General features: G+C 65.5%; 25 protein-coding genes, 1 tRNA gene and 2 pseudogenes. 5 read left to right on the top strand and 23 right to left on the bottom strand.

Annotated features, from left to right (window positions below; all coding sequences use genetic code 11):
* Positions 1-5: 5 nt before the first annotated feature.
* From nuoF to AC5IG3_RS08465, 16 genes are all read right to left on the bottom strand, one after another.
* Complete coding sequence (nuoF, locus tag AC5IG3_RS08540) at positions 6-1376, bottom strand: NADH-quinone oxidoreductase subunit NuoF (protein ID WP_491905858.1); 1371 nt, start codon at positions 1374-1376, stop codon at positions 6-8.
* A gap of 4 nt (positions 1377-1380) precedes the next feature.
* Positions 1381-1875, bottom strand: coding sequence for an NADH-quinone oxidoreductase subunit NuoE (gene nuoE / locus AC5IG3_RS08535; RefSeq protein WP_491905857.1), 495 nt, complete (start codon positions 1873-1875; stop codon positions 1381-1383).
* Between the two features lie 47 nt (positions 1876-1922).
* Complete coding sequence (locus AC5IG3_RS08530; RefSeq protein WP_491905856.1) at positions 1923-3176, bottom strand: NADH-quinone oxidoreductase subunit D; 1254 nt, start codon at positions 3174-3176, stop codon at positions 1923-1925.
* Between the two features lie 18 nt (positions 3177-3194).
* A complete protein-coding gene (locus AC5IG3_RS08525; protein ID WP_491905855.1) occupies positions 3195-3794 on the bottom strand; it encodes an NADH-quinone oxidoreductase subunit C in 600 nt (199 codons plus the stop codon).
* A gap of 12 nt (positions 3795-3806) precedes the next feature.
* Positions 3807-4283, bottom strand: a complete 477-nt coding sequence (locus tag AC5IG3_RS08520) for a NuoB/complex I 20 kDa subunit family protein (RefSeq protein WP_012346532.1) — start codon at positions 4281-4283, stop codon at positions 3807-3809.
* A gap of 24 nt (positions 4284-4307) precedes the next feature.
* Positions 4308-4667: an NADH-quinone oxidoreductase subunit A gene (locus AC5IG3_RS08515; protein WP_491905854.1), complete on the bottom strand. Its 360-nt coding sequence runs from the start codon at positions 4665-4667 to the stop codon at positions 4308-4310.
* 125 nt (positions 4668-4792) lie between these two features.
* Positions 4793-4877: transfer RNA gene (locus tag AC5IG3_RS08510), tRNA-Leu, on the bottom strand.
* A 166-nt stretch (positions 4878-5043) separates the two neighbouring features.
* Positions 5044-5415, bottom strand: a complete 372-nt coding sequence (gene secG, locus AC5IG3_RS08505) for a preprotein translocase subunit SecG (protein WP_491905853.1) — start codon at positions 5413-5415, stop codon at positions 5044-5046.
* Between the two features lie 38 nt (positions 5416-5453).
* A complete protein-coding gene (tpiA, locus tag AC5IG3_RS08500; protein ID WP_491905852.1) occupies positions 5454-6203 on the bottom strand; it encodes a triose-phosphate isomerase in 750 nt (249 codons plus the stop codon).
* A 20-nt stretch (positions 6204-6223) separates the two neighbouring features.
* On the bottom strand, positions 6224-7210 hold the full coding sequence (locus AC5IG3_RS08495) for an NAD(P)H-quinone oxidoreductase (RefSeq protein WP_491905851.1): 987 nt from the start codon (positions 7208-7210) through the stop codon (positions 6224-6226).
* A 15-nt stretch (positions 7211-7225) separates the two neighbouring features.
* A complete protein-coding gene (gene pnp, locus AC5IG3_RS08490; protein WP_491905850.1) occupies positions 7226-9520 on the bottom strand; it encodes a polyribonucleotide nucleotidyltransferase in 2295 nt (764 codons plus the stop codon).
* Between the two features lie 235 nt (positions 9521-9755).
* Positions 9756-10019 (bottom strand): 30S ribosomal protein S15, encoded by a 264-nt coding sequence (gene rpsO, locus AC5IG3_RS08485; RefSeq protein ID WP_491905849.1) that lies wholly within the window; start codon positions 10017-10019, stop codon positions 9756-9758.
* A gap of 173 nt (positions 10020-10192) precedes the next feature.
* Complete coding sequence (locus tag AC5IG3_RS08480) at positions 10193-11470, bottom strand: branched-chain amino acid ABC transporter substrate-binding protein (RefSeq protein WP_491905848.1); 1278 nt, start codon at positions 11468-11470, stop codon at positions 10193-10195.
* Between the two features lie 29 nt (positions 11471-11499).
* Entirely contained in the window at positions 11500-12654 is a 1155-nt protein-coding gene (gene tsaD, locus AC5IG3_RS08475; RefSeq protein ID WP_491905913.1) for a tRNA (adenosine(37)-N6)-threonylcarbamoyltransferase complex transferase subunit TsaD, read from the bottom strand.
* Positions 12627-13460 (bottom strand): prolipoprotein diacylglyceryl transferase, encoded by an 834-nt coding sequence (gene lgt / locus AC5IG3_RS08470; RefSeq protein ID WP_491905847.1) that lies wholly within the window; start codon positions 13458-13460, stop codon positions 12627-12629. The genes tsaD and lgt overlap by 28 nt, the downstream gene beginning before the upstream one ends.
* A 25-nt stretch (positions 13461-13485) precedes the next feature.
* A complete protein-coding gene (locus tag AC5IG3_RS08465) occupies positions 13486-14433 on the bottom strand; it encodes a LysR family transcriptional regulator (RefSeq protein WP_491905912.1) in 948 nt (315 codons plus the stop codon).
* 112 nt (positions 14434-14545) lie between these two features.
* Between AC5IG3_RS08465 and AC5IG3_RS08460 the strand changes: the two genes are divergently transcribed.
* The 3 genes from AC5IG3_RS08460 (at position 14546) to AC5IG3_RS08450 (ending at position 17057) form a co-directional block, all read left to right on the top strand.
* A complete protein-coding gene (locus AC5IG3_RS08460) occupies positions 14546-15754 on the top strand; it encodes a dihydroxy-acid dehydratase domain-containing protein (RefSeq protein ID WP_491905846.1) in 1209 nt (402 codons plus the stop codon).
* Positions 15755-15820: 66 nt separating this feature from the next.
* Entirely contained in the window at positions 15821-16063 is a 243-nt protein-coding gene (locus AC5IG3_RS08455; RefSeq protein WP_491905845.1) for a hypothetical protein, read from the top strand.
* 352 nt (positions 16064-16415) lie between these two features.
* Entirely contained in the window at positions 16416-17057 is a 642-nt protein-coding gene (locus AC5IG3_RS08450) for a PEP-CTERM sorting domain-containing protein (RefSeq protein WP_491905844.1), read from the top strand.
* A gap of 46 nt (positions 17058-17103) precedes the next feature.
* On the opposite strand, the gene AC5IG3_RS08445 is transcribed toward AC5IG3_RS08450, so the two are convergent.
* Complete coding sequence (locus tag AC5IG3_RS08445) at positions 17104-17400, bottom strand: TIGR04438 family Trp-rich protein (RefSeq protein WP_491905843.1); 297 nt, start codon at positions 17398-17400, stop codon at positions 17104-17106.
* 130 nt (positions 17401-17530) lie between these two features.
* On the opposite strand from AC5IG3_RS08445, the gene AC5IG3_RS08440 reads away from it, so the two are divergent.
* On the top strand, positions 17531-17836 hold the full coding sequence (locus AC5IG3_RS08440; protein WP_491905842.1) for a c-type cytochrome: 306 nt from the start codon (positions 17531-17533) through the stop codon (positions 17834-17836).
* Positions 17837-17969: 133 nt separating this feature from the next.
* Here the strand turns inward: AC5IG3_RS08440 and AC5IG3_RS08435 are convergent, their stop codons facing one another.
* From AC5IG3_RS08435 to AC5IG3_RS08425, 3 genes and pseudogenes are all read right to left on the bottom strand, one after another.
* Positions 17970-18233, bottom strand: a complete 264-nt coding sequence (locus AC5IG3_RS08435; protein ID WP_491905911.1) for a beta-barrel domain-containing protein — start codon at positions 18231-18233, stop codon at positions 17970-17972.
* A pseudogene (locus AC5IG3_RS08430) lies at positions 18233-18277 on the bottom strand (hypothetical protein); the annotation flags it as partial. The pseudogene AC5IG3_RS08430 and the gene AC5IG3_RS08435, both read right to left, overlap by 1 nt.
* A 230-nt stretch (positions 18278-18507) precedes the next feature.
* Positions 18508-18654, bottom strand: a pseudogene (locus AC5IG3_RS08425) (HlyD family type I secretion periplasmic adaptor subunit); the annotation flags it as partial.
* Positions 18655-18682: 28 nt separating this feature from the next.
* On the opposite strand from AC5IG3_RS08425, the gene AC5IG3_RS08420 reads away from it, so the two are divergent.
* Entirely contained in the window at positions 18683-18916 is a 234-nt protein-coding gene (locus AC5IG3_RS08420; protein ID WP_491905841.1) for a hypothetical protein, read from the top strand.
* 420 nt (positions 18917-19336) lie between these two features.
* Here the strand turns inward: AC5IG3_RS08420 and AC5IG3_RS08415 are convergent, their stop codons facing one another.
* The 3 genes from AC5IG3_RS08415 to acs form a co-directional block, all read right to left on the bottom strand.
* On the bottom strand, positions 19337-21145 hold the full coding sequence (locus tag AC5IG3_RS08415) for a type I secretion system permease/ATPase (RefSeq protein WP_491905840.1): 1809 nt from the start codon (positions 21143-21145) through the stop codon (positions 19337-19339).
* Between the two features lie 188 nt (positions 21146-21333).
* Positions 21334-22455 (bottom strand): GNAT family N-acetyltransferase, encoded by a 1122-nt coding sequence (locus tag AC5IG3_RS08410; RefSeq protein ID WP_491905839.1) that lies wholly within the window; start codon positions 22453-22455, stop codon positions 21334-21336.
* 61 nt (positions 22456-22516) lie between these two features.
* Positions 22517-24496: an acetate--CoA ligase gene (acs, locus tag AC5IG3_RS08405; RefSeq protein ID WP_491905838.1), complete on the bottom strand. Its 1980-nt coding sequence runs from the start codon at positions 24494-24496 to the stop codon at positions 22517-22519.
* Positions 24497-24604: the final 108 nt, after the last annotated feature.

Below are 24604 nucleotides of genomic sequence, written 5' to 3'. Positions count from 1 at the left end.
GGGCCTTAAACGTATGCAGAGACCACGCAGGTCTTGTGTTCGATGTGGTGGACGAACTCATCCCGGAAGTGTTTGAGCATGCCGCGCACCGGCATCGCCGCCGCGTCACCCAGGGCGCAAATGGTGCGGCCCATGATGTTCTCGGCCACGTTGTCAAGCAACGCCAGATCGTCGGCGCGGCCCTTGCCGTGTTCGATCCGGTCGACCACGCGCCACAGCCAGCCCGTACCTTCGCGGCACGGCGTGCACTGGCCGCACGATTCGTGGCTGTAGAAGTAGGACAGGCGCAGCAGGCTCTTGACCATGCAGCGGGTTTCGTCCATCACGATCACGGCGCCCGAACCCAGCATCGAGCCGGCCTTGCTGATGGAGTCATAGTCCATCGTGCAATCCATGATGATGTTCGCGGGCAGCACCGGCGAGGACGATCCACCCGGGATCACCGCCTTGAGCTTCTTGCCGCCCTTGACGCCACCGGCGAGTTCAAGCAGCTTGGCAAACGGCGTGCCCATCGGCACCTCGTAGTTGCCGGGACGCTCGACGTCACCGACCATCGAGAAGATCTTGGTGCCGCCGTTATTGGGCTTGCCGCATTCGAGGTAGGCCTGGCCACCATTGCGGATGATCCAGGGCACTGCCGCGAAGGTTTCGGTGTTGTTGATCGTCGTCGGGCGACCGTACAGACCGAAGCTCGCGGGAAATGGCGGCTTGTAGCGCGGTTGGCCCTTCTTGCCTTCGAGTGACTCAAGCAGCGCAGTTTCTTCACCGCAGATGTAGGCGCCAAAGCCATGGAAGGCATGCAGCTGGAAGCTGTGGTTGCTGCCCAGGATCTTGTCGCCCAGGTAGCCGGCCGCACGGGCCTCTTCCAGGGCCGCTTCGAAGCGCTCGTAGACCTCGAAAATCTCGCCGTGGATGTAGTTGTAGCCGACCGAGATGCCCATCGCGTAGGCCGCGATGATCATGCCTTCGATGACGATGTGCGGGTTGAAGCGCAGGATGTCGCGGTCCTTGCATGTGCCCGGTTCGCCCTCGTCGGAGTTGCAGACGAGGTACTTCTGCACCGGCAGCGCACGCGGCATGAAGCTCCACTTCAGGCCGGTCGGGAAACCAGCACCGCCGCGGCCGCGCAGGCCCGAGCCCTTGACTTCGGCGATCACCTGATCGGCCGTCATGCCGACGCCTTCGCCTTGCGCCAGGATCTTGCGCAGGGCCTGATAGCCGCCGCGCGCTTCGTAGTCGGCCAGGCTCCAGTTATTGCCATTCAAGCCAGCATAGATCTGCGGGTTGATGTGGCGGTCGTGGAAACAGGTTTCGCTGCCGGTGGCCTGAAAGCCGGCCAGCGCCTGGGAGAGGTCGAGGGAGTTCGCGAACGTCATCGCATCAGGCCTCTTGCTTGGCGTGAGCCTTGAGGGTGTCAACCAGTTGGTCGAGCTTGTCGTGGCTCATGTAGCTGATCATCTGGCGGTCGTTGATCAGCATCACGGGCGCGTCGGCGCAAGCGCCCAGGCATTCGCATTTCTGCACCGTGAACAGGCCATCGGCCGTAGTGCCACCGTCTTCGACGCCGAGCTTCTCGCACAGATGTTCCAGCGCAGCCTGACCATTGCGCAACTGGCAAGGGAGGTTGGTGCAGACGTTCAGCTTGAACTGCCCGACCGGACGCTGGTTGTACATGTTGTAGAAGGTCGTCACTTCATGCACGGCAATCGCGGGCATGCCGAGGTAGTCGGCAATGCCCTGCTCGGCTTCGGGCGCAACCCAGCCCTGCTCCTGCTGGGCAATCGACAGGCAGGCCATCACGGCCGACTGTTTCTGGTCGGCGGGGTACTTGGCGACTTCACGCGCAAATCGCGCCAGGGTGGCTTCACTGAACATGGGGAGTTGTTCCGGAACTGCGTTGCAGGTTGGTGAAGGCGGGGCGGTCAGCGGTCGATCTCACCGAACACGATGTCCATCGTGCCGATGATGGCCACCGCGTCGGCAATCATGTGACCACGCGACATTTCGTCGAGTGCGGCCAGATGCGCAAAGCCCGGCGCGCGGATCTTGAGGCGATAGGGCTTGTTGGCACCATCGCTGACCATGTAGATGCCGAATTCGCCCTTGGGGTGCTCGACGGCGGCATACGCCTCGCCTTCGGGCACGTGGAAACCTTCGGTGAAGAGCTTGAAGTGGTGGATCAACTCTTCCATCGAGGTTTTCATCTCGACGCGGGACGGCGGAGCAACCTTGTGGTTGTCGGTGATCACCGGACCCGGGTTGGCGCGCAGCCACTTCGAGCACTGTTCGATGATGCGGTTCGACTGGCGCATCTCTTCCATGCGCACCAGATAGCGGTCGTAGGTGTCGCCGTTGACGCCGACCGGGATGTCGAAATCCATGCGGTCGTAGACGTCGTACGGCTGGGTCTTGCGCAAGTCCCACGCAATGCCCGAGCCGCGCAGCATCGCGCCGGTCAGGCCCAGGTTGAGCGCGCGCTCGGGCGTCACCACGCCGATACCCACCGTGCGTTGCTTCCAGATACGGTTGTCGGTCAGCAGCGTTTCATATTCGCTGACGAGTGTCGGGAAGCGCTGGGTGAAATCGTCGATGAAGTCGAGCAGCGAGCCCTGGCGGTTCTCGTTCAGACGGGCCATCGCCTTGGCGTTGCGGATCTTGCTGACGCGGTACTGCGGCATCGTGTCCGGCAGGTCGCGATAGACGCCGCCCGGACGGAAGTAGGCCGCATGCATGCGCGCGCCGGACACGGCTTCGTACATGTCGAACAGGTCTTCGCGCTCGCGGAAGCAGTAGATCAGCATGTTCATCGCGCCGCAGTCCAGGCCATGGCAACCCAGCCACAGCAGATGGTTCAGCAGGCGCGTGATTTCGCTGAACATCACGCGGATGTACTGCGCACGCTCGGGCACCTCGATGCCCATGAGCTTTTCGATCGCCAGGCAGTAGGCGTGCTCGTTGCACATCATCGACACGTAGTCGAGACGATCCATGTACGGCAACGACTGGATGTAGGTCTTGCTCTCGGCCAGCTTTTCGGTCGCGCGATGCAGCAGACCAATGTGCGGGTCAGCGCGCTGGATGACCTCGCCGTCCAGTTCCAGCACCAGACGCAGCACACCGTGCGCGGCCGGGTGCTGGGGACCGAAGTTCAGCGTGTAATTCTTGATTTCTGCCATGGCTGTGGGTGCTCGCGCTTAATGCAGACCGCCGTAATTGTCTTCGCGGATGATGCGCGGCGTGATTTCACGCGGCTCGATCGTCACGGGCTGATAGATCACGCGCTTCTGTTCGGGGTCGTAGCGCATTTCGACGTGACCCGTCACCGGGAAGTCCTTGCGCAGCGGGTGACCGATGAAACCATAGTCGGTCAGCAGGCGGCGCAGATCTTCGTGGCCGTCAAAGACGATGCCGTACATGTCGAAGGCTTCGCGCTCGAACCAGTTCGCGCCATTCCAGATCGGCGTCAGCGACGCCACGACCGGGAAATCGTCGTCGGTCGCAAACACCTTCAGCCTCAGGCGCCAGTTGTTCTGGATCGACAGCAGGTGCGACACAGCCGCATAGCGCAGACCGTCGTATTCACCTTCCTTGTAGTCGCTGTAGTCGACGCCACAAAGATCCATCAACTGCTCGAAACCAAGACCCGGATGGTCACGCAGCGTCTTGGCCACTTCGAGATAGTCGGCCGCCTTGACCGTCAGGGTCAATTCACCGCGTGCGCGAACCAGGCTCACGGCCCGCTCGCCAATCACCCGCTCCAGCGCGGCCTGCAAGGTATCGAGTTTCTGCGTCATGACCTGTTTCGCTCAGCGGGCAATGGTGTTTTCACGCCGGATCTTGGCCTGCAACTGCAGGATGCCGTAGAGCAGCGCTTCGGCCGTCGGGGGGCAACCGGGCACATACACATCCACCGGCACCACGCGGTCACAGCCGCGCACCACCGAATAGCTGTAGTGGTAGTAGCCACCGCCGTTGGCGCACGAACCCATGCTCAGCACCCAGCGCGGCTCGGCCATCTGGTCGTAGACCTTGCGCAGCGCGGGCGCCATCTTGTTGCACAGCGTGCCGGCCACGATCATCAGATCGCTCTGACGGGGGCTGGGGCGAAACAACATGCCGAAGCGGTCGATGTCGTAGCGCGACGCACCCGCATGCATCATCTCAACCGCGCAGCAGGCCAGCCCGAAAGTCATCGGCCACAGCGAGCCGGTCTTGGACCAGTTGATCAAGGTATCGACACTGGTCGTGACGAAACCTTCTTTAAGTACGCCTTCAATACCCATGGTGTGTCCTCGTGATGGCTCGCATCATTCCCAGTCCAGGGCGCCCTTCTTCCATTCATAGACAAACCCCACGACGAGGATGCCCAGGAAGATCATCATGGCCCAGAAGCCCGGAGCACCGATCTCGCGCAGAGATACCGCCCACGGGAAGAGGAACGCAATTTCCAGATCGAACAGGATGAAGAGAATGGCCACCAGGTAGTAGCGCACATCGAACTTCATGCGTGCGTCTTCGAAGGCCTCGAAGCCGCACTCGTAGGGAGAGTTCTTGGCCGCATCAGGGCGACGCGGGCCGAGCAGAAAACCCAGGATCTGCGGCGCGACACCCACGCCGATACCCACCAGAATGAACAAGATGACAGGAAGGTACTGTTCCAGATTCATGGCATCAGATCACGTCTATGACCACTCCTGCGCAATATCAGGAGCGATCCGGCAAAAATAAAGCGCGCTGTCATGACTGGCAATCGCCTTGCCTCAGCCACACGCTCAGCGCGCTCACTTTGTTATGGTGCCGACGGCGAGACTCGAACTCGCACAGCTTTCGCCACTACCCCCTCAAGATAGCGTGTCTACCAATTTCACCACGTCGGCCTTCTGCTTTGTGCAATCGTTTGCTTGAGGTATTGCTCTCGACTGCAGCCAGCAATTCTATCCCTAATCAGGGTATCTTCCAAGATACAGGTTGACCAAATCTGTCGGACACAGGCGTTGACACCACATTTGCGGGCAACGCCTCTGCAAGGATCAGATCAATAGATCAGTTGGACGCCGCCGAAGCCGGGGCTTGCAGTCCCGGGATCAGCGCGGCAGCCGGCTGGCTGGTCACAGCAGCCGGCGCACTGGCAGCAGGCGCCGCCTGATCCAGGATGCTGGAGCCGGCATTGTTGCCACGCGCATTGCCGAAGTAGGCCAGCGCCAGGGTGGTCACGAAAAAGATCGATGCGCACACTGCCGTCGAGCGCGACAGAAAGTTGGCGCTGCCTGTGGCGCCAAACAGACTACCCGAAGAGCCGCCGCCGAACGACGCACCCATGTCGGCGCCCTTGCCGTGCTGCACCAGGACCAGGCCGATCATCGCCAAGGCCGACACCAACTGCGTGAGCAGCACCAGATTCATCAATAGTTGCATGGAAGCCTCAGACTCCGAAATTCACTCAAAACAAGAACTCAAGCCGCCGCGCGAACGACAGCAACGAAATCAGCCGCCTTCAACGCCGCGCCGCCGATCAGGCCGCCGTCGATGTCGGGCTGGGCGAACAGGCTGGCCGCGTTGTCGGGCTTGACGCTGCCGCCGTACAGCAGCTTCATCTGCGCCGCATGTGGCGTGGCCGCCACCAGTTGCGCCCGCAACAGCGCATGAACCGCCTGCGCCTGCTCAGGCGTGGCGGTCAGGCCCGTACCAATGGCCCAGACCGGCTCATAAGCCACCACGATCTCGCCGATGCAGTGGCCCAGCGTATGCACCACGGCTGAGAGCTGACGCTTCACGACCGCATCGGTTTCACCCGCCTCGCGTTGTGCCAGCGTTTCGCCGACACAGACGATCGGCGTCACGCCACGTGCCAGCGCCGCCCGGGCCTTGTCGGCCACCAGCTGATCGCTCTCGCCGTGATAGGCGCGGCGCTCCGAATGGCCCACGATGGCGTAGCGGCAACCGAACTCGGCCAGCATCGCTGCCGACACCTCGCCGGTATAGGCGCCCTGCTCGTGCGCCGACACATCCTGCGCACCCAGCGACAGGCCGCTGTTGGCCAAGGCCACGGCTGCTTCCGACAGATACGGAAACGGCACGCACACCGCCACATCACAACCAAATGGGCGCGCCGCCAGCACGCCACGCAGCAACTCGGCATTGACAGCGTGGCTGCCATGCATCTTCCAGTTGCCCACCACCAGCTTGCGATTCGTCGTCGTCATTTCTGCTCCGATTTATTAGCTCACCACTGCAAGACGATCTTGCCGATGTGCTCGTTGGATTCCATCAGCGCATGCGCCTCGGCCGCTTGTGCCGCCGGCATCACACGGTAGATCACCGGCTTGACCTGACCGGACGCCAGCAAAGGCCAGACCCGATCACGCAGGCTCGCGGCGATCGCCGCCTTGAACGCCACCGGCCGTTGCCGCAAGGTCGAGCCGGTGATGACCAGCCGGCGCCGCAGCACCAGGCCGGCATCGAAACCCGCCTTGACGCCGCCCTGCACCGCAATGATCACCAGCCGGCCATCTTCAGCCAGGCACTGGACCTCGCGCGCCACATAGTCGCCCGCGACCATGTCCAGCACCACGTCCACGCCCCGGCCACCGGTCAGGCGCAGCGCTTCGGCGCTGAAATCCTGGCTGCGGTAGTTGATGGCGTGGTCGGCGCCGACCGCCAGGCAGGCCTCGCACTTGGCATCGCTGCCTGCGGTGGCGATGACCACGGCGCCCAGCGCCTTGGCGAGTTGAATCGCCGTGACGCCGATGCCGCTGGTGCCACCCTGGATCAGCAGGACTTCACCTGCTTGCAGGCGTGCGCGGTCAAACACGTTCGACCAGACGGTGAAGAAGGTCTCGGGCAGCGCTGCGGCCTCGATGTCCGACAGCCCCGCCGGCACCGGCAGGCACTGCCCGACAGGTGCGGCACAGTACTCGGCGTAACCGCCACCGGCGACCAGCGCGCAGACGCGCTGACCGAGGCTCAGGCCCGCCACCGCCATCGCTGCGGTATCACCCGCCTCGATGACACCCGCGACCTCCAGCCCCGGCAGATCCGACGCGCCCGGCGGGGGCGGATAAGCGCCCTTGCGCTGCAGCACGTCAGGCCGGTTGATGCCACTGGCCGCGACACGGATCAGGACCTCGCCCGCCGCCGGCACAGGCCGGGGCCGCTGCGTCAGACGCAGCACCTCGGGCGCGCCGGGCTGGGAGATTTCGATCGCGTGCATCACGGCCTCGGCTCCTTATTGCTGCTGTTGCTGCTGGGCCTGACCCGCGTCAGCACCGCCCGGCTGTTCGGCCGGTGCGGGCTGCTCGGAGCGGGCCGGGCGCTCGCTGCGCTCGTAACGGTCGCCACGCTCACGGCGCGGGGCGCCACGATCGCCGCCACGGTCGTTGCGGTCGCCGTATTCACGACGCGGACGCTCTTCCTCGACGAAACCTTCCGGCTTGTCCAGCAGCGCCTTCATCGACAGCTTGATGCGGCCCTTTTCGTCCGTCTCCAGCACCTTGACCTTGACCACCTGGCCTTCGGTCAGGAAGTCGGTGACCTTCTCCACGCGCTGGTGGGCGATCTGGCTGATGTGCAGCAGACCGTCCTTGCCCGGCAGGATGTTGATCAGCGCGCCGAAGTCGAGGATCTTGGTGACCGCGCCTTCGTAGATCTTGCCGATCTCGGCTTCTGCCGTGATGTCGGCGATGCGCTTCTTGGCCAGTTCGGCCTTCTCGCCATCGGTCGACGCGATGGTGATCGTGCCGTCTTCGCCGATGTCGATCTGGCAGCCGGTCTCTTCGGTCAGCGCACGGATCACCGAGCCACCCTTGCCGATCACGTCACGGATCTTCTCCGGATTGATCTTCATGGTGTAGAGGCGCGGTGCGAAGTCGGAGACCTCCGTGTTGGCCGTGCCCATGGCCTCGACCATCTTGCCCAGGATGTGCAGACGCGCTTCCTTGGCTTGCGCCAGCGCGACCTGCATGATCTCCTTGGTGATGCCCTGGATCTTGATATCCATCTGCAGCGCGGTCACGCCAGCGGTGGTGCCCGCGACCTTGAAGTCCATGTCGCCAAGGTGATCTTCATCGCCCAGGATGTCGGTCAGCACCGCGAAGCGGTTGCCTTCCTTGATCAGACCCATGGCGATGCCGGCGACGTGCGCCTTCATCGGCACGCCAGCGTCCATCATGGCCAGGCAGCCGCCGCAGACCGACGCCATCGACGACGAGCCGTTGGATTCGGTGATCTCCGACACCACACGGATGGTGTAGCCGAAATCTTCCTTGTTCGGCAGCAGCGGCACCAGCGCGCGCTTGGCGAGGCGGCCGTGGCCGGTTTCGCGGCGCTTGGTCGTGCCCATGCGGCCGACTTCGCCGGTGGCGAACGGAGGCATGTTGTAGTGGAACAGGAAGGTGTCGCGGAACTCGCCAGCCAGCGCGTCGATGCGCTGGGCGTCCTGGTCGGTACCGAGCGTGGCCACCACCAGGGCTTGCGTTTCACCGCGGGTGAACAGCGCCGAGCCGTGGGCGCGCGGCAGCACGCCGGTGCGGATCTCGATCGGGCGCACGGTGCGGGTGTCGCGGCCGTCGATGCGCGGCTCGCCCTGCAGGATCTGGCCGCGCACGGTCTTGGCTTCCAGTTCGAACAGCAGGTTGTCGACTTCGATGCCGTCAAACTGGATGCCAGCTTCGGTCAGCGCCAGCTTGACTTCCGAGTAGGCGGCGCGGCAGGCGTGCGTGCGGGCCTGCTTGCTGCGGATCTGGTAGGCGGCTTCGATCTTGGCCAGGCCGAACTCGGCGACCTTGGCGATCAGCGGCTCGTTCTTGGCCGGCGGCAGCCAGTCCCAGGCCGGCTTGCCGGCGTCGCGCACCAGTTCGTTGATAGCGGCAATCGCCACCTTGGCCTGCTCGTGGCCGAACACCACGGCCGCCAGCATGACTTCTTCGGTCAGCTGCTGGGCTTCGGACTCGACCATCAGCACGGCGGCTTCGGTACCGGCCACCACCAGGTCCAGCGACGAGCTCTTGAGCTGGGTCGGGCCGGGGTTGAGCACGTATTCACCGTTGATGAAGCCCACGCGGGCCGCACCCACCGGGCCGTTGAACGGCATGCCGGAGATCGCCAGCGCCGCCGACGAGCCGATCAGCGCGGCGATGTCCGCCGACGCTTCCGGGTTCAGCGACAGCACGTGAATGACCACGTGCACTTCGTTGTAGAAGCCTTCGGGGAACAGCGGGCGCAGCGGGCGGTCGATCAGGCGGCTGGTCAGCACTTCCAGCTCGGACGGCTTGGCTTCACGCTTGAAGAAGCTGCCCGGGATCTTGCCGGCGGCGTAGGTCTTCTCGATGTAGTCGACCGTCAGCGGGAAGAAATCCTGGCCCGGCTTCGGGTTCTTGGCGCCCACCACGGTGGCCAGCACCACGGTGCCGTCGATGTTGACAAGCACGGCACCGCTGGCTTGACGGGCGACTTCGCCGGTCTCGAGGGTGACGGTGTGCTGACCCCATTGGAAGGTCTTGGTCACTTTGTTGAAAAGGCTCATGCGAGTCTCCTTAGGTTCAAACATCCAGAAGGCGGGATGCAGCGCCTGGAGGCGTGTCGGCGTGGCGCAATGCCATTCCAGCGCGGTTCGGTGACGGTACAGGCCGAAAACCGCATTGGAATGACACAGCAGCGCTCACGATGGCCACACTCTCCGGTGAATCAATTCTTGATCTGAAAACGCAAAAAGCCTGTGCTGGAGGCATCCAGACAGGCTTTTCACGTGCATGCGGTAATTACTTGCGCAGACCCAGCTTCTGGATCAGGGCGAAGTAACGGTCGGCGTCACGGCTCTTCAGGTAGTCGAGCAGCTTGCGGCGACGGCTCACCATGCGCAGCAGGCCGCGACGACCGTGGTGGTCCTTCATGTTGGCCTTGAAGTGCGGCGTCAGGTGGTTGATGCGTGCGGTCAGCAGCGCAACTTGCACTTCCGGAGAGCCGGTATCGGCTGCAGCGCGGGCGTTGGAGGCAACGATTTCTGCCTTGTTGATTTCGGACATCTTGATTCCTGGTTCAGTCGAATCCGTGCGCGGCTTCCGGGCCGGGCAGCGGTTTCGCGGTTCACTTGCGGTCGCGGGTGAAACCTACCCACGCCGTGCGGTTCTCACTTCAGTCAACCATTCAGTCAGTCGAAGCGAAGCCCGCGAGTATAGCTGCGTGCAGAGCGCGGGGCTCAGAGTGGCGCCATCTTGCACGAGGTGGCCTGCTCGGTCTGCGCGGCGCTCAGGAAGCGCACGGTGCGGAAGCCGTAGCCACTGCCCTCGACGTCGAACTTGACGCCGTCGGTGCCGGCCTTCTGCATCACGCTCACGTACAGCGGCTGGATGAACTGGTGGTCGGCTGCGCGCAGCGTGCCAGCACCCAGTCCGCCCAGACTGCGGCCGTCGTACCTGGCGCCCGACAGCACCTTGGCGACCGCGCCGGCCTCGGTCGACCTGGCGCGCTCCATGGCCTGCGCCAGCATCTCGACCATCACCTGCATGCGAACGTGCAGGTAGTCGTCCTCGGGCTTGGGGAAGCGCTGGTGGAAGCTCTGCACGAGCGCCTCGGAGGCCTTGCCGCCGGCGTTCGGGTGCCATTCGGCCACGGCAATGACCTTGCCCACGCCGGCGTCGCCCAGCGCGCCCGGCACGCCCAGCGCGTTGCCGTAGAAGGTGTAGAACTTGCCCTCGAAGCCGACGTCGCGCGCAGCCTTGACCAGGAACGTCAGGTCGTTGCCCCAGTTGCCGGTCAGCACCGCCTGCGCGCCGCTGGCCTTGATCTTGGCGGCGTAGGGCAGGAAGTCCTTCACGCGGCCGACCGGGTGCAGCTCGTCGCCGACGAATTCGATGTCGGGCCGCTTGGCCGAAATCATCTGCCGCGCCTGCTTGAGCACCTGCTGGCCGAAGCTGTAGTCCTGGCCGATCAGGTAGACGCGCTGGGTGGCGACGTCGCCCTGCAACACGTCGGTCAGGGCCGACAGGCGCATGTCGGCATGGGCGTCGAAGCGGAAGTGCCACGGGCTGCACTTCTCGTTGGTCAGCGCCGGGTCGACCGCCGAGTAGTTGAGGAACAGCGCGCGGCGCTGCGGCTCGCGCTGGTTGTGCTTGTTGAGCGCGTCGATCAGCGCCGCCGCCGTGGCCGAGCTGTTGCCCTGCAACACCACGCCGATGTTCTGGTCGGCGGCGTTCTTGAGCTGCGACAGCGCCTCTTCGGTCGCGCCCTTGCTGTCGAGCCGCACCAGCGCCAGCGGCCGTGCCCCGCCCGGCAGCGCCACGCCGCCGCGTGCGTTGACGCGCTCCACCGCCCACTGGATGTTGCGCGCCACGGCCTCGCCGGCATTGGCGAACGGGCCGGACAGGCCTTCGATCAGGCCGAGCTTGATCGGCTCGGCCGCCTGCACCACACCGAACGGCGCCAGCAAGGCGGTCAACAACAGAGCACGCCGCAGCGTCGAGGTCGCAAAACTCATCGGTTCATTCCAATCATTCAGGAAAAGGCTCAGACCGCGCCCAGATCCCAGCGCGGTTTGACGTCAAAACTGTAGCTGCGGCTGGCCTGGCCGCGGCCACTCTGCAGCCGCATGGCGCCGGCCAGCGCGATCATGGCGCCGTTGTCGGTGCACAGATGCAGTTCGGGGTAATGCACGCGCACGCCCAGGCGGCGGCATTGCTGGTTGAGTTCGGCGCGCAGGCGCTGGTTGGCGCCCACGCCCCCCGCCACCACCAGGCGCTGCACGCTGCCACCGCCTTGCGCGCGGTGCGCCTTGATCGCCTTCAGCGACTTGGCCACCAGCACGTCGACGATGGCCGCCTGCGTGGATGCGGCCAGGTCAGCGCGCTGCTGCTCGGTCACCTCGCCACCCAGACCCGCGCCGGCGTTGGCCGCCTGCAGCTTGAGCAACTGCGTCCACACCGCCGTCTTCAGGCCGGCGAACGAGAAATCGAAGCTCGCCGCCCGGTCCCCTGTCAGCAGCGGGCGCGGCAGCTTGTAGGCGGTCGGGTCGCCGTGCTCGGCCAGCCGGGCCAGCGCCGGGCCGCCCGGGTAGCCGAGGCCGAGCATCTTGGCGGTCTTGTCGAAAGCCTCGCCAGCCGCGTCGTCAATGGTCTCGCCCAGCAGCGTGTACTGGCCCACGCCGTCCACCCGCATCAGCTGCGTGTGGCCGCCCGAGACCAGCAGCGCGATGAACGGAAACTGCGGCGGATCGGCCGACAGGAAGGGCGACAGCAGATGCCCCTCCAGGTGATGCACGCCCAGCACCGGCCGCTCCAGCGCCATGCCCAGCGCGCAGGCCACGCCCGCGCCCACCAGCAGCGCCCCGGCCAGGCCGGGGCCGCGGGTGTAGGCGATCACGTCGACCGCGTGCAGGTCCTGCCCCGCCTCGGCCAGCGTCCGGCGCAGCAGCGGCACGACGCGGCGGATGTGGTCGCGCGAGGCCAGCTCCGGCACCACACCGCCGTAGGCGCGGTGCATGTCGATCTGGCTGTGCAGCGCATGCGCCAGCAGGCGCGCCGGCTGCGGGCTGTAGATGCCGCTCTCAAGGCCGCCTTCGACGCCGCCGGGCAACTCGACCAGCGCCACGCCGGTCTCATCACACGAGGATTCGATCCCCAGCACGCGAAGTGCGCTCACGAGCGTCGCCCCGCGCTGGTCCAGATCAGCGCGCCCGCCGCCACCATCGGCACGCACAGCCACTGGCCCATGCTCAGGTTGAGCGCGAGCAGGCCCAGAAAACTGTCCGGCTCACGGAAGTATTCGGCGATGAAGCGGAACAGTCCGTAGCCGATCAGAAACAGACCCGAGACGCGACCCCAGACGATGCCGCCACCGGCGCCCGCATGCGCGTTTCTGCTGCGCCCGTAGAACCACAGCAGCACGAACAGCGTCAGCCCTTCGAGCAGGAACTGGTAGACCTGCGACGGGTGACGCGGCATCAGGCTGCCGGACTGCGGAAACACCATCGCCCACGGCAGCGAGGCGTCGGCTGCGCGGCCCCACAACTCGCCGTTGATGAAGTTGCCGACGCGCCCGCAGGCCAGGCCGGTGGGCACGCAGGGCGCGACCAGGTCGGTCACTTCAAAAAAGCGCCGCCCGCGCAGGTGCGCAAAGACCGCCATGGCAACGATCACGCCCAGCAGCCCGCCGTGAAACGCCATGCCGCCCTTCCAGACCGCCAACACTTCCAGCGGGTTCTGCAGGTAGTAGCTGAACTTGTAGAACAGCACGTAGCCGAGCCGGCCACCCAGAATGACGCCGATCACGCCGAAGAAGAGCAGGTCTTCCACGTCGCGCGCCGTCCAGGCGCCGCCCGGATTGGCCGCGCCATACGGCGGCTGGCGAATGCGCCGCGTCGCCAGAAAGTAGAAAAGCCCGAAGGCCGCCAGGTACGTCAGCCCATACCAGTGGACCTGGAAAAAGCCCAGGTCGAGGGCGATGGGGCTGAACTGGGGATGCATGAGCATCGGCAAGACTCCAAGCAGACAGGGGCTACCGGGCCAAGCCGGCGGGATGCGATTGTCGCTGCTCGGCTGCGACAGCCGCCACATCGGCCGACACATGGCCGACAAAGCGCCCGACCACCGGCGAGGCTGGCTCGCGCCAGATCAGGCTGGTCTCGCAGCGCAATGCCAGGGCGTCTCCCAGGCCAGCCACCGTGCGGTAGACCACGCCCGGGCGCTGCAGCCGGGTCACCGACTCAGGCACCCAGGCCACGCCCATGCCGGCCGACACCAGGTTGACGATGGTCTGCATCTGGATCGCCTCCTGGCCGATGTGCGGCGTCACGCCCTGGGCGCGGTAGGCGCCCAGCAGCGCGTCGTACAGCGACGGCGCGATATGGCGCGGAAAGATCACCAGCGGCTCGGCCGCCACATCGGCCCAGCGCAGCACGGGCTGGGCGGCGGCCGGGTGGGTCTGCGGCAGCGCCATCATCAGCGGCTCGTTCAGCGCGCTCCAGGCGGCGAAGCTGGGCGGCGCGGCGCCAGGCGCATGCAGCACGAAGCCGGCGTCGATCTCGTCGGCGTCGAAAGCCGCCATCTGCACGTCGAGCGTGGCCTCGCGCAGCGTCAGCGCCACCTCCGGGTGCGCCTCGCGGAAGCCGCGCAGCCACTCGGGCAGCGGGCCGTAGCTGATCGACGAGACAAAGGCCAGCCGCAGCTGACCGGCCAGGCCGGCGGCGGCGGCCTGGGCGATGCGCGGCAGTTCGTCGGCCGCTGCCAGCAGGCGCCGCAGCGGCGGCAGCAAGGCTGCGCCGGCGGGGGTCAGAGCGACTGAGCGGCGCGTGCGCAGGAACAGCGCCACACCGAGTTCGCGCTCCAGCCCCTGGATCGCCTGCGTCAGCGGCGGCTGGGTCATGTGCAGACGCTGGGCGGCGCGGCCGAAGTGCAGTTCGTCCGCCAGGGTCAGGAATTGGCGCCACAGGCGCAGATCGATCATTGATATGCCCAGCGTATGAATGAAGCTCAACAAATCGATTAGACGACACAAATCGGCCGCACTATGCTTGGCACCCTCCATCGCCCACCCCTGTGACCACAGCGAGAACCCCATGAACTACAACCGCCGCTCCAAGAACATCACCGAAGGCGTCGCGCGCGCACCCAACCGCTCGATGTATTACGCGCTGGGCTACCAGCAGGACGACTTCGTCAAGCCGATGATCGGCGTGGCCAACGGCCACAGCACCATCACGCCGTGCAACTCGGGCCTGCAGAAGCTGGCCGACGCAGCGGTCATCGGCATCAAGGAGGCCGGCGCCAACCCGCAGATCTTCGGCACGCCGACGATTTCCGACGGCATGGCGATGGGCACCGAGGGCATGAAGTACTCGCTCGTCAGCCGCGAAGTGATCGCCGACTGCGTCGAGACCTGCGTCGGCGGCCAGTGGATGGACGGCGTGCTGGTGATCGGCGGCTGCGACAAGAACATGCCCGGCGGCATGATGGGCATGCTGCGCGCCAACGTGCCGGCGCTGTACGTCTACGGCGGCACCATCCTGCCGGGCAAGTACAAGGGCCAGGACCTCAACATCGTCAGCGTGTTCGAGGCCGTCGGCCAGTTCAGCGCCGGCAAGATGAGCGAAGAAGACTTCTGCCAGATCGAGCGCAAGGCCATCCCCGGCTCGGGTTCGTGCGGTGGCATGTACACCGCCAACACGATGAGTTCGTCGTTCGAGGCGCTCGGCATGAGCCTGCCGTATTCGTCGACGATGGCCAACGTGGAAGAAGAGATCGTTGCCAGCGTCAAGGTGGCGGCGGGCGTGCTGGTCGAGGCGGTCAAGGCCGACCTGAAGCCGCGCGACATCGTCACCAAAGAGGCGATCGAGAACGCCGTGGCGGGTGGTGATGGCCACCGGCGGCTCGACCAACGCAGTGCTGCACTTCCTGGCCATCGCCCACGCGGCGGAAGTCGAATGGACCATCGACGACTTCGAGCGCGTGCGCCAGCGCACCCCCGTGCTGTGCAACCTCAAGCCCAGCGGCCAGTACCTGGCGATCGACCTGCACCACGCCGGCGGCATTCCGGCGGTGATGAAGGAACTGCTCAAGCACGGCCTGCTGCATGGCGACGCCATGACCATCACCGGCAAGACACGCTGGCCGAGAGAGCTGGCCGATGTGCCGGACCAGCCGCGCGCCGACCAGAAGGTGATCTTCCCCCGGTGTCGACCGCGCGCTGTACGCCGCAGGGTCACCTGGCGATCCTCAAGGGCAACCTGAGCGCCGGAAGGCTGCGGTCGCCAAGATCACCGGCCTGAAGAACCCGGTGCTGACCGGCCCCGCACGCGTCTTCGACGACGAGCAGTCGGCGACTGGAAGCGATCATGGGCAACCAGAATCAAGTCGCCGGCGACGTGGTGGTGCTGCGCTACCTGGGACCGAAAGGCGGCGCCGGGCATGCCCGAGATGCTGGCGCCGACCGTCTGCGATCATCGGTGCCAGGGCCTGGGCGAGATCGGTCGGCGCTGATCACCGACGGCCGCTTCTCAGCGGCGGCACCTGGGGCATGGTGGTGGGCCACGTGGCGCCCGAGGCCGCGGTCGGCGGCAACTGATCGCGCCTGGTGAAGGAAGGCGACTCCATCACCGTCGACGCCTACAAGCTGCTGCTGCAGCTCAACGTCGAGCGACGCCGAGACTCGCCCGGCGCCGCGCAGGGCTGGACGGCGCCGGCAAGCCGCGCTACACCCGCGGCGTGCTGGCCAAGTTCGCGTTCAACGCATCAAGTGCGAGCGCAGGGGCGGTGCTGGACAAGTTCGAGTAATTCTTCACGTCAGGTCACGGGACGTCACCCGCATTTCTTGGTGCGCTGTGGCGTCATCCCCTGTTCAAGGGATATTGAGAAAACTTCTCATTCGCGATGATATGAAAGACTTGGATTTTCCGAGTCTTTCACTTTTGCAAATCAAAGGAGTCACTCATGACCTTGAAACGCCTCACGCTGATGGCGGCACTGCTGGCAGCCGGTTCGGCTCACGCCGCCTACACGTCCAGCACGACCTACGCGGACATCTTCGGAGCCACCACACCCACGGAGGGCTTCGGCACCAACAGCGCCATCAACGGCGTCTCCTTCACGAACGAGGGCACCTACTCTGCCATCAAGGACGTCACGACCGGCGTGGCCAGTGGGGTGTTCTCGGACGTGGTGGCAACAGCCCAGTACGCTGACGAGCATGTCAGCACTGTCTTCACGTTCGCCAATGCCATCACGGCTTTCGGTGCCAACTGGAGTCCGTACTTCAAGAACTTCAACGGCGCCACCGGTACGGACGGCTCGTTTCCAGGTGCAGGCTTGGCGATCGACCTGGGCAATGACAACTCGGTCGATTTCGTCATCCCGACGAACTACAACGGCAAGTTCGTGGGCTACACCTCCGACACAGCGTTCTCGCAGTTCAAGGTCAGCTATGACAACGCCAGCCCGTGGCGCGAGTCCTACCAGATGACGAACCTGCAGTTCACGGCCGCCGTGCCGGAGCCGGAAACCTACGCCATGCTGCTGGCCGGTTTGGCCCTCCTGGGTGTGGCCCGCAAGCGCCAAGTCAGCCAAACCCGTTAAGCGGCAAGCTGATCACGAGAAATTCGCTGCCGCCAGTGCTGGCCATTCAGCGCTGACGGCGGTTTTTCTTGTCAGACGAGGCGGACTTGGCACCGACCTTGTCCTTGCGCGCCAAATCCTCAAGACCCAGCAGATCGGTGGCGCGCTTGCGCCGCTCCGTACGGCGCTTGGCAAAACGGGCCTCCTGCAGGCGCCGGGTGCGGCCCGTCAAATCAGACCCGTACCACCACAGCAAGGCCAGGCCGAAGGGCGACAGCATGGCCCACCACGACCAGCTGGCGAATGGGCCGATATCAGCCCAACGCAGCAGCAGCATCACCACACCTGCAATGACCAAGGGCATCGTCGTCCGCTCCTGTTGTTCCCGATGACACCGAGCGTGTCAGCCCGGCGTCAAACGGGGTCTGGACCTGCTCACTACAATTCGATCCGGTCAATTTACCACCCGATCCCACCCCGTCTCAAAGGAAGTCATGAAGCCGATTTACGCCCTCCTCGCCGCCACTGCCGTGCTGGCCTCCGGCCCGGTTCTGGCCAATGCCGAACTGGCACAGAAGAAGAACTGCATGGCCTGCCACGCCGTGGACAAGAAGCTCGTCGGCCCGGCCTTCAAGGAAGTCGCTGCCAAGTACGCAGGCAACAAGGATGCCGTCGCCACGCTGACCACCAAGGTCATCAAGGGCGGCGCGGGCGTGTGGGGCCAGATTCCCATGCCCGCCAACGCACTGAGCGAAGCCGAGTCCAAGCAGCTCGTCACCTGGGTGCTGAGCCAGAAGTAAGCCGGGAGATCAGGCCATCCAGCCTGCTCCACGCGCCCGTCAAAAAGCCTCGCATCGCGAGGGCTTTCTTGTTCGTGTAGCTCAGACGCTGAGCCTGTGTGATCTGCGGCTTGATCCGCAGTCCCCTGCCCCTTCAGCGCTCGCGCCCCCGCGCCTTGCGCAGCACCTGCGTCACCGGCTCCAGCAGGTACTCCAGCGGCGTGCGCTCTCCCCCCTGCAGGTACACCTCTGCCGGCATGCCCGCCTGCAGCTTCTCGCCGTTGGTCGCCTGCGCCACCGCTGCGCTGTCGACTTCGACGTGCACGGTGTAGTACGCCTGCTGGGTCTGCTGCTCTCCACGATCCGGTCTGCCGACACGTACGCCACCGTCCCCGGCACCATGTGCGTCGTGCGGTATTGGTACGCCGTGAAGCGCATGTCCGCCTTCTGCCCCAGGTGCACCCGGTTGACGTCTTCGGGCCTGATGCGGGCTTCGACCACCAGCTTGGGGTTGGCCGGCAGCACGTCGGCCACCGGCTCGCGCGGGCGCGATCACGGTGCCGGGGTTGGTCACCCTCAGGCCCATGATTTTCACCGTCCACCGGCGCGAGGATGACTTGCCGGGTCGAGGCGTCGGTGGCCTTGCGCAGCTCTTGCTCGATCTCCTGCACCCGCACTGCCGTGACTTTGATCTGGTCGCTGGCTTGCTGGCGGTAGTCGTTGTCGAGGCCGCGCAGCTTGAGGTCGATGTCGACGGTGCGCTGCTCGGCCCGCACGACCTCGGCGCGGCGCTCTTCGAGCTTGGCGCCGTAGTCGGCCACGGCGGACTCCAGCTGCATGATGCGGGTGGCGGCGATGAAGCCGTCCTTGACGAGCCGAGCGGTTGGTGTCGAGTTCGCGCTTCTGCGCCACCATCGATTCGCCCAACCGGTCGATCTGCGCACGCAGCGAGACGATTTCCTGCTCGATCTTGGCGCGCTGCTGCAGCAGCAGCGCGCTCTGGCTTTGCAGCGAGTTGCGCCGCTGCGCCGAAGAGCGACTGCTCTCTTCTGCAGTTGCTGGGCCAGTGCGTCGTCGCTCCTGGCGGCCGCCAGCAAGTAGGCGGGCCAGGTGAGCGTGCCGACTGCGCAGTTGTTCGGCCTCCAGCCGGATCGCACCGGCTTTCTCGGCCAGCAGGCGGTAGGCGAGCCGGTTCTTGTCCTGCCGACACGGCCACGTCGCCGAGTTCCATCAGCGGCTCGCCGGCCTTGACTTTCTGGCCGTCCCGCACGAACTCACGCTGCGCACGGTGCCGCCTTCGGCGTGCTGCACGGTGCGCTCGGTTCAGGTCGACCTTGACGAAGCCCGACGACACCACCGCCGAGGCCAGCGGCGCAAACGCCAGCCATGCCACCGCCGGCACCACGCCGCCCAGCAGCACCCACTTGCCCTTGCGCGCCAGCGCCATCGCTTCTCTTGCGTGGCTCGCCAGCAGATCTGCTTCGGCACCGGCTATCGGTGCCACCAAGGCGGGCATGGTCGTCATGCTGGAACTCCTGATTCTTGTTGCTGCACAGCCTGTTGGGCCACGGTGGCCACAGCCTGCGTCACCGCCTGCCCAGCCACATGGCTGAGTGGCAGATCGGCAGCGGGGTTTGCTTGTGCTGTTGGTGCGGACGGGGCAATCTGCGGCGCGGCCGGTCGGCCACCCTGCAGTGCCAGCATGACCTCGTTCACCGGGCCGTATTGCGTCACGCGACCGCCGTCCACCACCATCAGCTTGTCGACGTGCGCCGTCAATGCCGTGCGGTGAGTCACCACGATCACCGTGATCTTGCCCCGGAGCTGCTTGAGCGTCTCACCGAGCGCCATCTCACCCACTCCGTCCAGATTCGAGTTCGGCTCGTCAAGGATCACCAGCTTGGGATTGCCGTACAACGCCCGGGCCAATGCGATGCGCTGCCGCTGTCCTGGCGACATCAGTGCCGCGTGCGGGTCGATCACCGTGTCATAACCCTCGGGCAGCCCCAGGATCAACTCGTGCACACCCGCCAGCTTGGCGGCAGCCACGACATCCTGCGACACCACCAGGCCCAGGCGGGCGATGTTCTCGGCCACCGTGCCGGAGAACAGCTCCACATCCTGCGGCACATAGCCCAGGTGCGGGCCGACCGCCTCGCGGTTCCACTTCGACAGGTCCACGCCGTCGAGCCGCACCGTGCCCGAAGTGGGCGACCACAAGCCCGTCAGCAACCGCACCAGCGTGCTCTTGCCCGCGCCACTCGGGCCAAGGATGGCGAGCGACTCGCCCGCCTCCAGCTGCAGCGAGATGCCGCTCAGCACCATGCGGTCACTGCCCGGTGGGCGATACACCAACGCATTGGCTGTCAACTGACCCGTCGGGGCCGGCAACTCCATCGGCGCAGGACGCTGCGACAGCTTCTCCATCATCGGGTTGAGATGCTTGTAGGCCAGCATGCCTTCGGCCAGCACCTTCCAGCTGCCCACGATCTGCTCGATCGGCTGCAGCGCCTTGCCCAGCAACATGGTCGACGCCACCATCACGCCCGGCGTCGCATCGCCCTTCAGCACCAGATACGCACCCAGCGCCTGCAGCAGGATCTGCACCGACTGCCGCAGGATGCGCGTGAACGAACTCATCGCGGCGGCGCGCTGTGCGGCTGGCCCCTGCACATCGGCCAGCTTGGCGCTCAGCAGTTTCCAGCGGGCCACCAGCGCGTCGCCCATGCCCAGCGCCTGGGCCACTTCGGCGTTCTGCATCGCCTGCTCCAGGTAACGCTGGCTGCGGCCGGCTTCGCGCTGCACTTCCTCGATGGAGTTGCGCGACAACCGGTCATTCACGAATGCCAGCCCCAGCATCACCAGCGCCGAAGCCGCCGACGCCACGCCCAGCCACGGGTGCGCCATGGCAATCACGGCGATGAACACCAGTGCCCACGGCGCATCCAGCACCGCCAGCAGCCCTTGTGCAGAGAACAGGTTGCGCAGCCGTCCCACGTCACGCAGCCCTTCCATCGGAATCGGCCCCTGGCGCTTGGCCGCCTCGACCAGCGTCAGCCGGGTCATCTCGGGTGCCAGCGCATCGTTGAGCATGTTGCCCGTCACCGTCTGCAGGCGACCGCGCAAGTAGTCCAGCAGTCCCGTCAGCACAAAGGCCACGCCCAGGCCCAGCACCAACACCAGCAAGGTTTCCTGGCTCTGGCTCGTCAGCACCCGGTCAAACACCTGCAGGCTGAACAGCGCAGGCGCCAGCCACAACAGGTTCATCACGAGGGAAAACCCCGCGACCGATTGAATCAGTCTTTTTATGTTCGATTGAAGAACAGGCATCACATGAACTCCCCCAGGCAAATGCGCCTACAGAGTTCGGTATCGGTAGCCATCCGCCGGAACTGAGCGCAGCGTGGGAAGTTTTTTCAGTACCAGACATCTGTCGCGCTGCAGGAGCGGGCAAAGTTCACATATGTCAATCCGAGAGAACTGCGGGCCAGGCCCTTGGGTTCTGTTCGCGCCAGCAGCTAGCCTCGCAACCCCTTCAGCCCCTGCCGCAGCCATAGCAGCGGCAGGTAGCGCAGCGGCGGGTTCCAGACCATCAGGCTGAAGGTGCGGTGGGTGGTGGAGTAGCAGGGGTGGATCTCGGGGCGATCCGGGATCGGGACGCTGCTGCCCATGACGTGGGACTCTTCGACATCACGGTCGAACGAGGCCTGCAGCGCGCGCAGGCGCAGTGAGACTTCAAGCGGCTCGGGCGCGTGGGCCGGATCGGCAGTGCACAGGCGCTCATAGACGATGCCGCCTTGCTGCAGGCGCACCAGCGCAGCAAGGTCTTGTCCGCCCGCAGCCCTATCCGTCGACAGCAACCAGACGCTGGCCCGCCGGGTGGCGGCCAACGGCGGCAAGAGCGCGCGGTGAAAGACCGCCTGACGCGGGTCGTACCAGTCGCTGGCATGCGCTGGACCCTTGGCCTCCAGCGCCAGGTAGCGGTCGAAGGCTTGCGCGATCTCGGCCGGGTGATCGATCACCTCCAGGTGGAGATTGGGATCCACTCGGGCCGCAGCTTGCGCGGCGCAATCATGGTCCGCCAGGTAGGCGTCCCACGTCCCTTCAGTGCGCAGGCTGGCCCAGTGGTTGTTGAAACGGCGGCTGGATTTCAGGCCATGCTGGCGGCGCAGTTGATGGGCGGCAGCGTCGCTGAGCGGCCAGGCGCCGTCATCAATCTCGCGCAGGTCCAGCGCCTGCCAGTCGGTGCGCGCCGCTGCCAGCGCCTGCAGCGCCAGTTGCCAGACGTGGTCGGCGTCGATCAGGTGCAGCACGCCCGGGCGCTCGCCGATCGGCACGCCCATGTGCATCAAGGTCTTGAAGCTCAGGCCGAAGTAGCGCTGGCGCGTCAACGTCAACGGCAGCAAACCGACCAGCACCCCGTGCTGGCGCACGACCACGAACCAGGGCTCATCGTCTGGGCCACTCAGGTGTTGCCACGCCAGCTCCAGGAACTCCGGCGTGATGAACAGGCTGGGCCGGGACATGCGTGGCACCGCCGCCTGCCAGTCTGCGCGCAAAAGAGTGAAGGCCTGCACACCGCGAAGAATCTCGGTTTGCAGGCCCTCGGAGGCTTGTAACGCAGCGGTATCGGCTTTCATGCAAATCGCCCTTCATGAGGAGGGCGAAGTGTAGGAGCCGCGTTTCAGCGGCGGTCGATCCTCAGTACGCCTGGCCCAGCTGGCTCAGGATGGCCGGGTTTTCCAGCGTGCTGGTGTCCTGGGTGATGGCCTCGCCCTTGGCGATCGAGCGCAGCAGGCGGCGCATGATCTTGCCACTGCGGGTCTTGGGCAGGTTGTCGCCGAAGCGGATGTCCTTGGGCTTGGCGATCGGACCGATTTCCTTGCCGATGTGGTCGCGCAGGATCTTGGCGATGGCCTTGGCTTCGTCGCCGGTCGGGGCCGGGCGCTTGAGCACGACGAAGGCGCAGATCGCCTCGCCGGTGGTGTCGTCGGGGCGGCCGACGACGGCCGCTTCGGCCACCAGCTCGGTGTGGCTGACCAGCGCCGACTCGATCTCCATCGTGCCCATGCGGTGACCGGAGACGTTCAGCACGTCGTCGATGCGGCCGGTGATGGTGAAGTAGCCGGTACCCGCGTCACGGATCGCGCCGTCGCCTGCCAGGTAGTACTTGCCCTGGAAGTCGGCCGGGTAGTAGCTCTTGACGAAGCGCTCGTTGTCGCCCCAGATGGTGCGGATCATCGACGGCCACGGACGCTTGACGACCAGGATGCCGCCCTGGCCATTCGGCACGTCCTTGCCGGTCTCGTCGACGATGGCGGCCTGGATGCCCGGGAAGGGCAGCGTGCACGAACCCGGCACCATCGGCGTCACGCCCGGCAGCGGGGTGATCATGTGGCCGCCAGTCTCGGTCTGCCAGAAGGTGTCGACGATCGGGCAGCGGCCGCCGCCGACGTGCTGGTGGTACCACTCCCAGGCGGCCGGGTTGATCGGCTCGCCGACCGAGCCCAGCAGGCGCAGGCTGGAGAGGTCGTAGCTCTTCGGGTGCACGGCGTCGTTGGCTTCGGCGGCCTTGATCAGCGAGCGGATCGCGGTCGGCGCGGTGTAGAAGATGCTGACCTTGTGGTCCTGGATCATCTTCCAGAAGCGGCCGGCGTCCGGGTAGGTCGGCACGCCTTCGAAGACGATCTCGGTGCCACCCAGTGCCAGCGGGCCGTAGGTGATGTAGCTGTGGCCCGTGACCCAGCCGATATCGGCGGTGCACCAGAAGACGTCGTTGTCCTTCAGGTCGAAGGTCCACTTGGTGGTCAGTGCGGCATGCAGCAGGTAGCCGCCGGTGCTGTGCTGCACGCCCTTGGGCTTGCCGGTCGAGCCCGAGGTGTAGAGCAGGAACAGCGGGTGCTCGGCACCGACCCACTCGGGCTCGCAGGTGGTGGCCTGGTTGGCGACGAGGTCGTCCATCCAGATGTCGCGGCCGGCGGTCATGGCGACTTCGGCGCCCGAACGCTTGACCACCAGCACGTTCTTGACCGCATCGCAGCCGCCCAGCGCCAGCGCTTCGTCGACGATCGACTTCAGCGGCAGCTTCTTGCCGCCGCGCACCTGGTGGTCGGCGGTGATGATGGCCACGGCGCCGGTGTCTTCCACGCGGTCACGCACGCTTTGTGCCGAGAAGCCGCCGAACACCACCGAGTGGGTCGCGCCGATGCGGGCGCAGGCCTGCATCGCCGCCACGCCGTCGATCGACATCGAGATGTAGATGACGACACGGTCACCCTTGGCCACGCCCAGGCTCTTCAGGCCGTTGGCGATCTGGCAGGTCTTGGCCAGCAGTTCGCTGTAGGTGGCCTTGGTCACTTCGCCGCCGTCGGCCTCGAAGATGATCGCGGTCTTGTCGCCCAGGCCGCGCTCGACGTTGCGGTCCAGACAGTTGTACGACGCGTTCAGCGTGCCGTCGGCGAACCACTTGAAGAACGGCGCGTTGGACTCGTCGAGCACCTGGGTGAACGGCGTCTTCCAGGTGATGAACTCGCGGGCCAGGCGGGCCCAGTAGCCTTCGTAATCGGTCTCGGCCTCCAGGCACAGCGCATCGTAGGCAGCCATGCCTGCGACATTCGCCTGTGCGACGAATTCAGCGGACGGCAGGTACAGCTTGGCGGCGGACGTTTCTACTTGGCTCATGGTTGTCTCCTCGAGGCCTGATCGATCAAATGTGAACCTCTGCACGTTATGCACAGGCTCTTACGAGCGACTGACTTTGCAAAGCCCGTACCTGCGCCACCACGCCGC

It is taken from the genome of Leptothrix sp. (in: b-proteobacteria), from assembly GCF_965250675.1.
GTDB lineage: Bacteria > Pseudomonadota > Gammaproteobacteria > Burkholderiales > Burkholderiaceae_C > Sphaerotilus.
This window is presented reverse-complemented; position numbering and strand designations above follow the sequence as displayed.

Coding starts and splice junctions, on each gene's coding strand:
- nuoF (WP_491905858.1), bottom strand. CDS start 1,376: ATGACGTTCGCGAACTCCCTCGACCTCTCCCAGGCGCTGGCCGGCTTT.
- nuoE (WP_491905857.1), bottom strand. CDS start 1,875: ATGTTCAGTGAAGCCACCCTGGCGCGATTTGCGCGTGAAGTCGCCAAG.
- AC5IG3_RS08530 (WP_491905856.1), bottom strand. CDS start 3,176: ATGGCAGAAATCAAGAATTACACGCTGAACTTCGGTCCCCAGCACCCG.
- AC5IG3_RS08525 (WP_491905855.1), bottom strand. CDS start 3,794: ATGACGCAGAAACTCGATACCTTGCAGGCCGCGCTGGAGCGGGTGATT.
- AC5IG3_RS08520 (WP_012346532.1), bottom strand. CDS start 4,283: ATGGGTATTGAAGGCGTACTTAAAGAAGGTTTCGTCACGACCAGTGTC.
- AC5IG3_RS08515 (WP_491905854.1), bottom strand. CDS start 4,667: ATGAATCTGGAACAGTACCTTCCTGTCATCTTGTTCATTCTGGTGGGT.
- secG (WP_491905853.1), bottom strand. CDS start 5,415: ATGCAACTATTGATGAATCTGGTGCTGCTCACGCAGTTGGTGTCGGCC.
- tpiA (WP_491905852.1), bottom strand. CDS start 6,203: ATGACGACGACGAATCGCAAGCTGGTGGTGGGCAACTGGAAGATGCAT.
- AC5IG3_RS08495 (WP_491905851.1), bottom strand. CDS start 7,210: ATGCACGCGATCGAAATCTCCCAGCCCGGCGCGCCCGAGGTGCTGCGT.
- pnp (WP_491905850.1), bottom strand. CDS start 9,520: ATGAGCCTTTTCAACAAAGTGACCAAGACCTTCCAATGGGGTCAGCAC.
- rpsO (WP_491905849.1), bottom strand. CDS start 10,019: ATGTCCGAAATCAACAAGGCAGAAATCGTTGCCTCCAACGCCCGCGCT.
- AC5IG3_RS08480 (WP_491905848.1), bottom strand. CDS start 11,470: ATGAGTTTTGCGACCTCGACGCTGCGGCGTGCTCTGTTGTTGACCGCC.
- lgt (WP_491905847.1), bottom strand. CDS start 13,460: ATGCTCATGCATCCCCAGTTCAGCCCCATCGCCCTCGACCTGGGCTTT.
- AC5IG3_RS08465 (WP_491905912.1), bottom strand. CDS start 14,433: ATGATCGATCTGCGCCTGTGGCGCCAATTCCTGACCCTGGCGGACGAA.
- AC5IG3_RS08460 (WP_491905846.1), top strand. CDS start 14,546: ATGAACTACAACCGCCGCTCCAAGAACATCACCGAAGGCGTCGCGCGC.
- AC5IG3_RS08455 (WP_491905845.1), top strand. CDS start 15,821: ATGGGCAACCAGAATCAAGTCGCCGGCGACGTGGTGGTGCTGCGCTAC.
- AC5IG3_RS08450 (WP_491905844.1), top strand. CDS start 16,416: ATGACCTTGAAACGCCTCACGCTGATGGCGGCACTGCTGGCAGCCGGT.
- AC5IG3_RS08445 (WP_491905843.1), bottom strand. CDS start 17,400: ATGCCCTTGGTCATTGCAGGTGTGGTGATGCTGCTGCTGCGTTGGGCT.
- AC5IG3_RS08440 (WP_491905842.1), top strand. CDS start 17,531: ATGAAGCCGATTTACGCCCTCCTCGCCGCCACTGCCGTGCTGGCCTCC.
- AC5IG3_RS08415 (WP_491905840.1), bottom strand. CDS start 21,145: ATGCCTGTTCTTCAATCGAACATAAAAAGACTGATTCAATCGGTCGCG.
- AC5IG3_RS08410 (WP_491905839.1), bottom strand. CDS start 22,455: ATGAAAGCCGATACCGCTGCGTTACAAGCCTCCGAGGGCCTGCAAACC.
- acs (WP_491905838.1), bottom strand. CDS start 24,496: ATGAGCCAAGTAGAAACGTCCGCCGCCAAGCTGTACCTGCCGTCCGCT.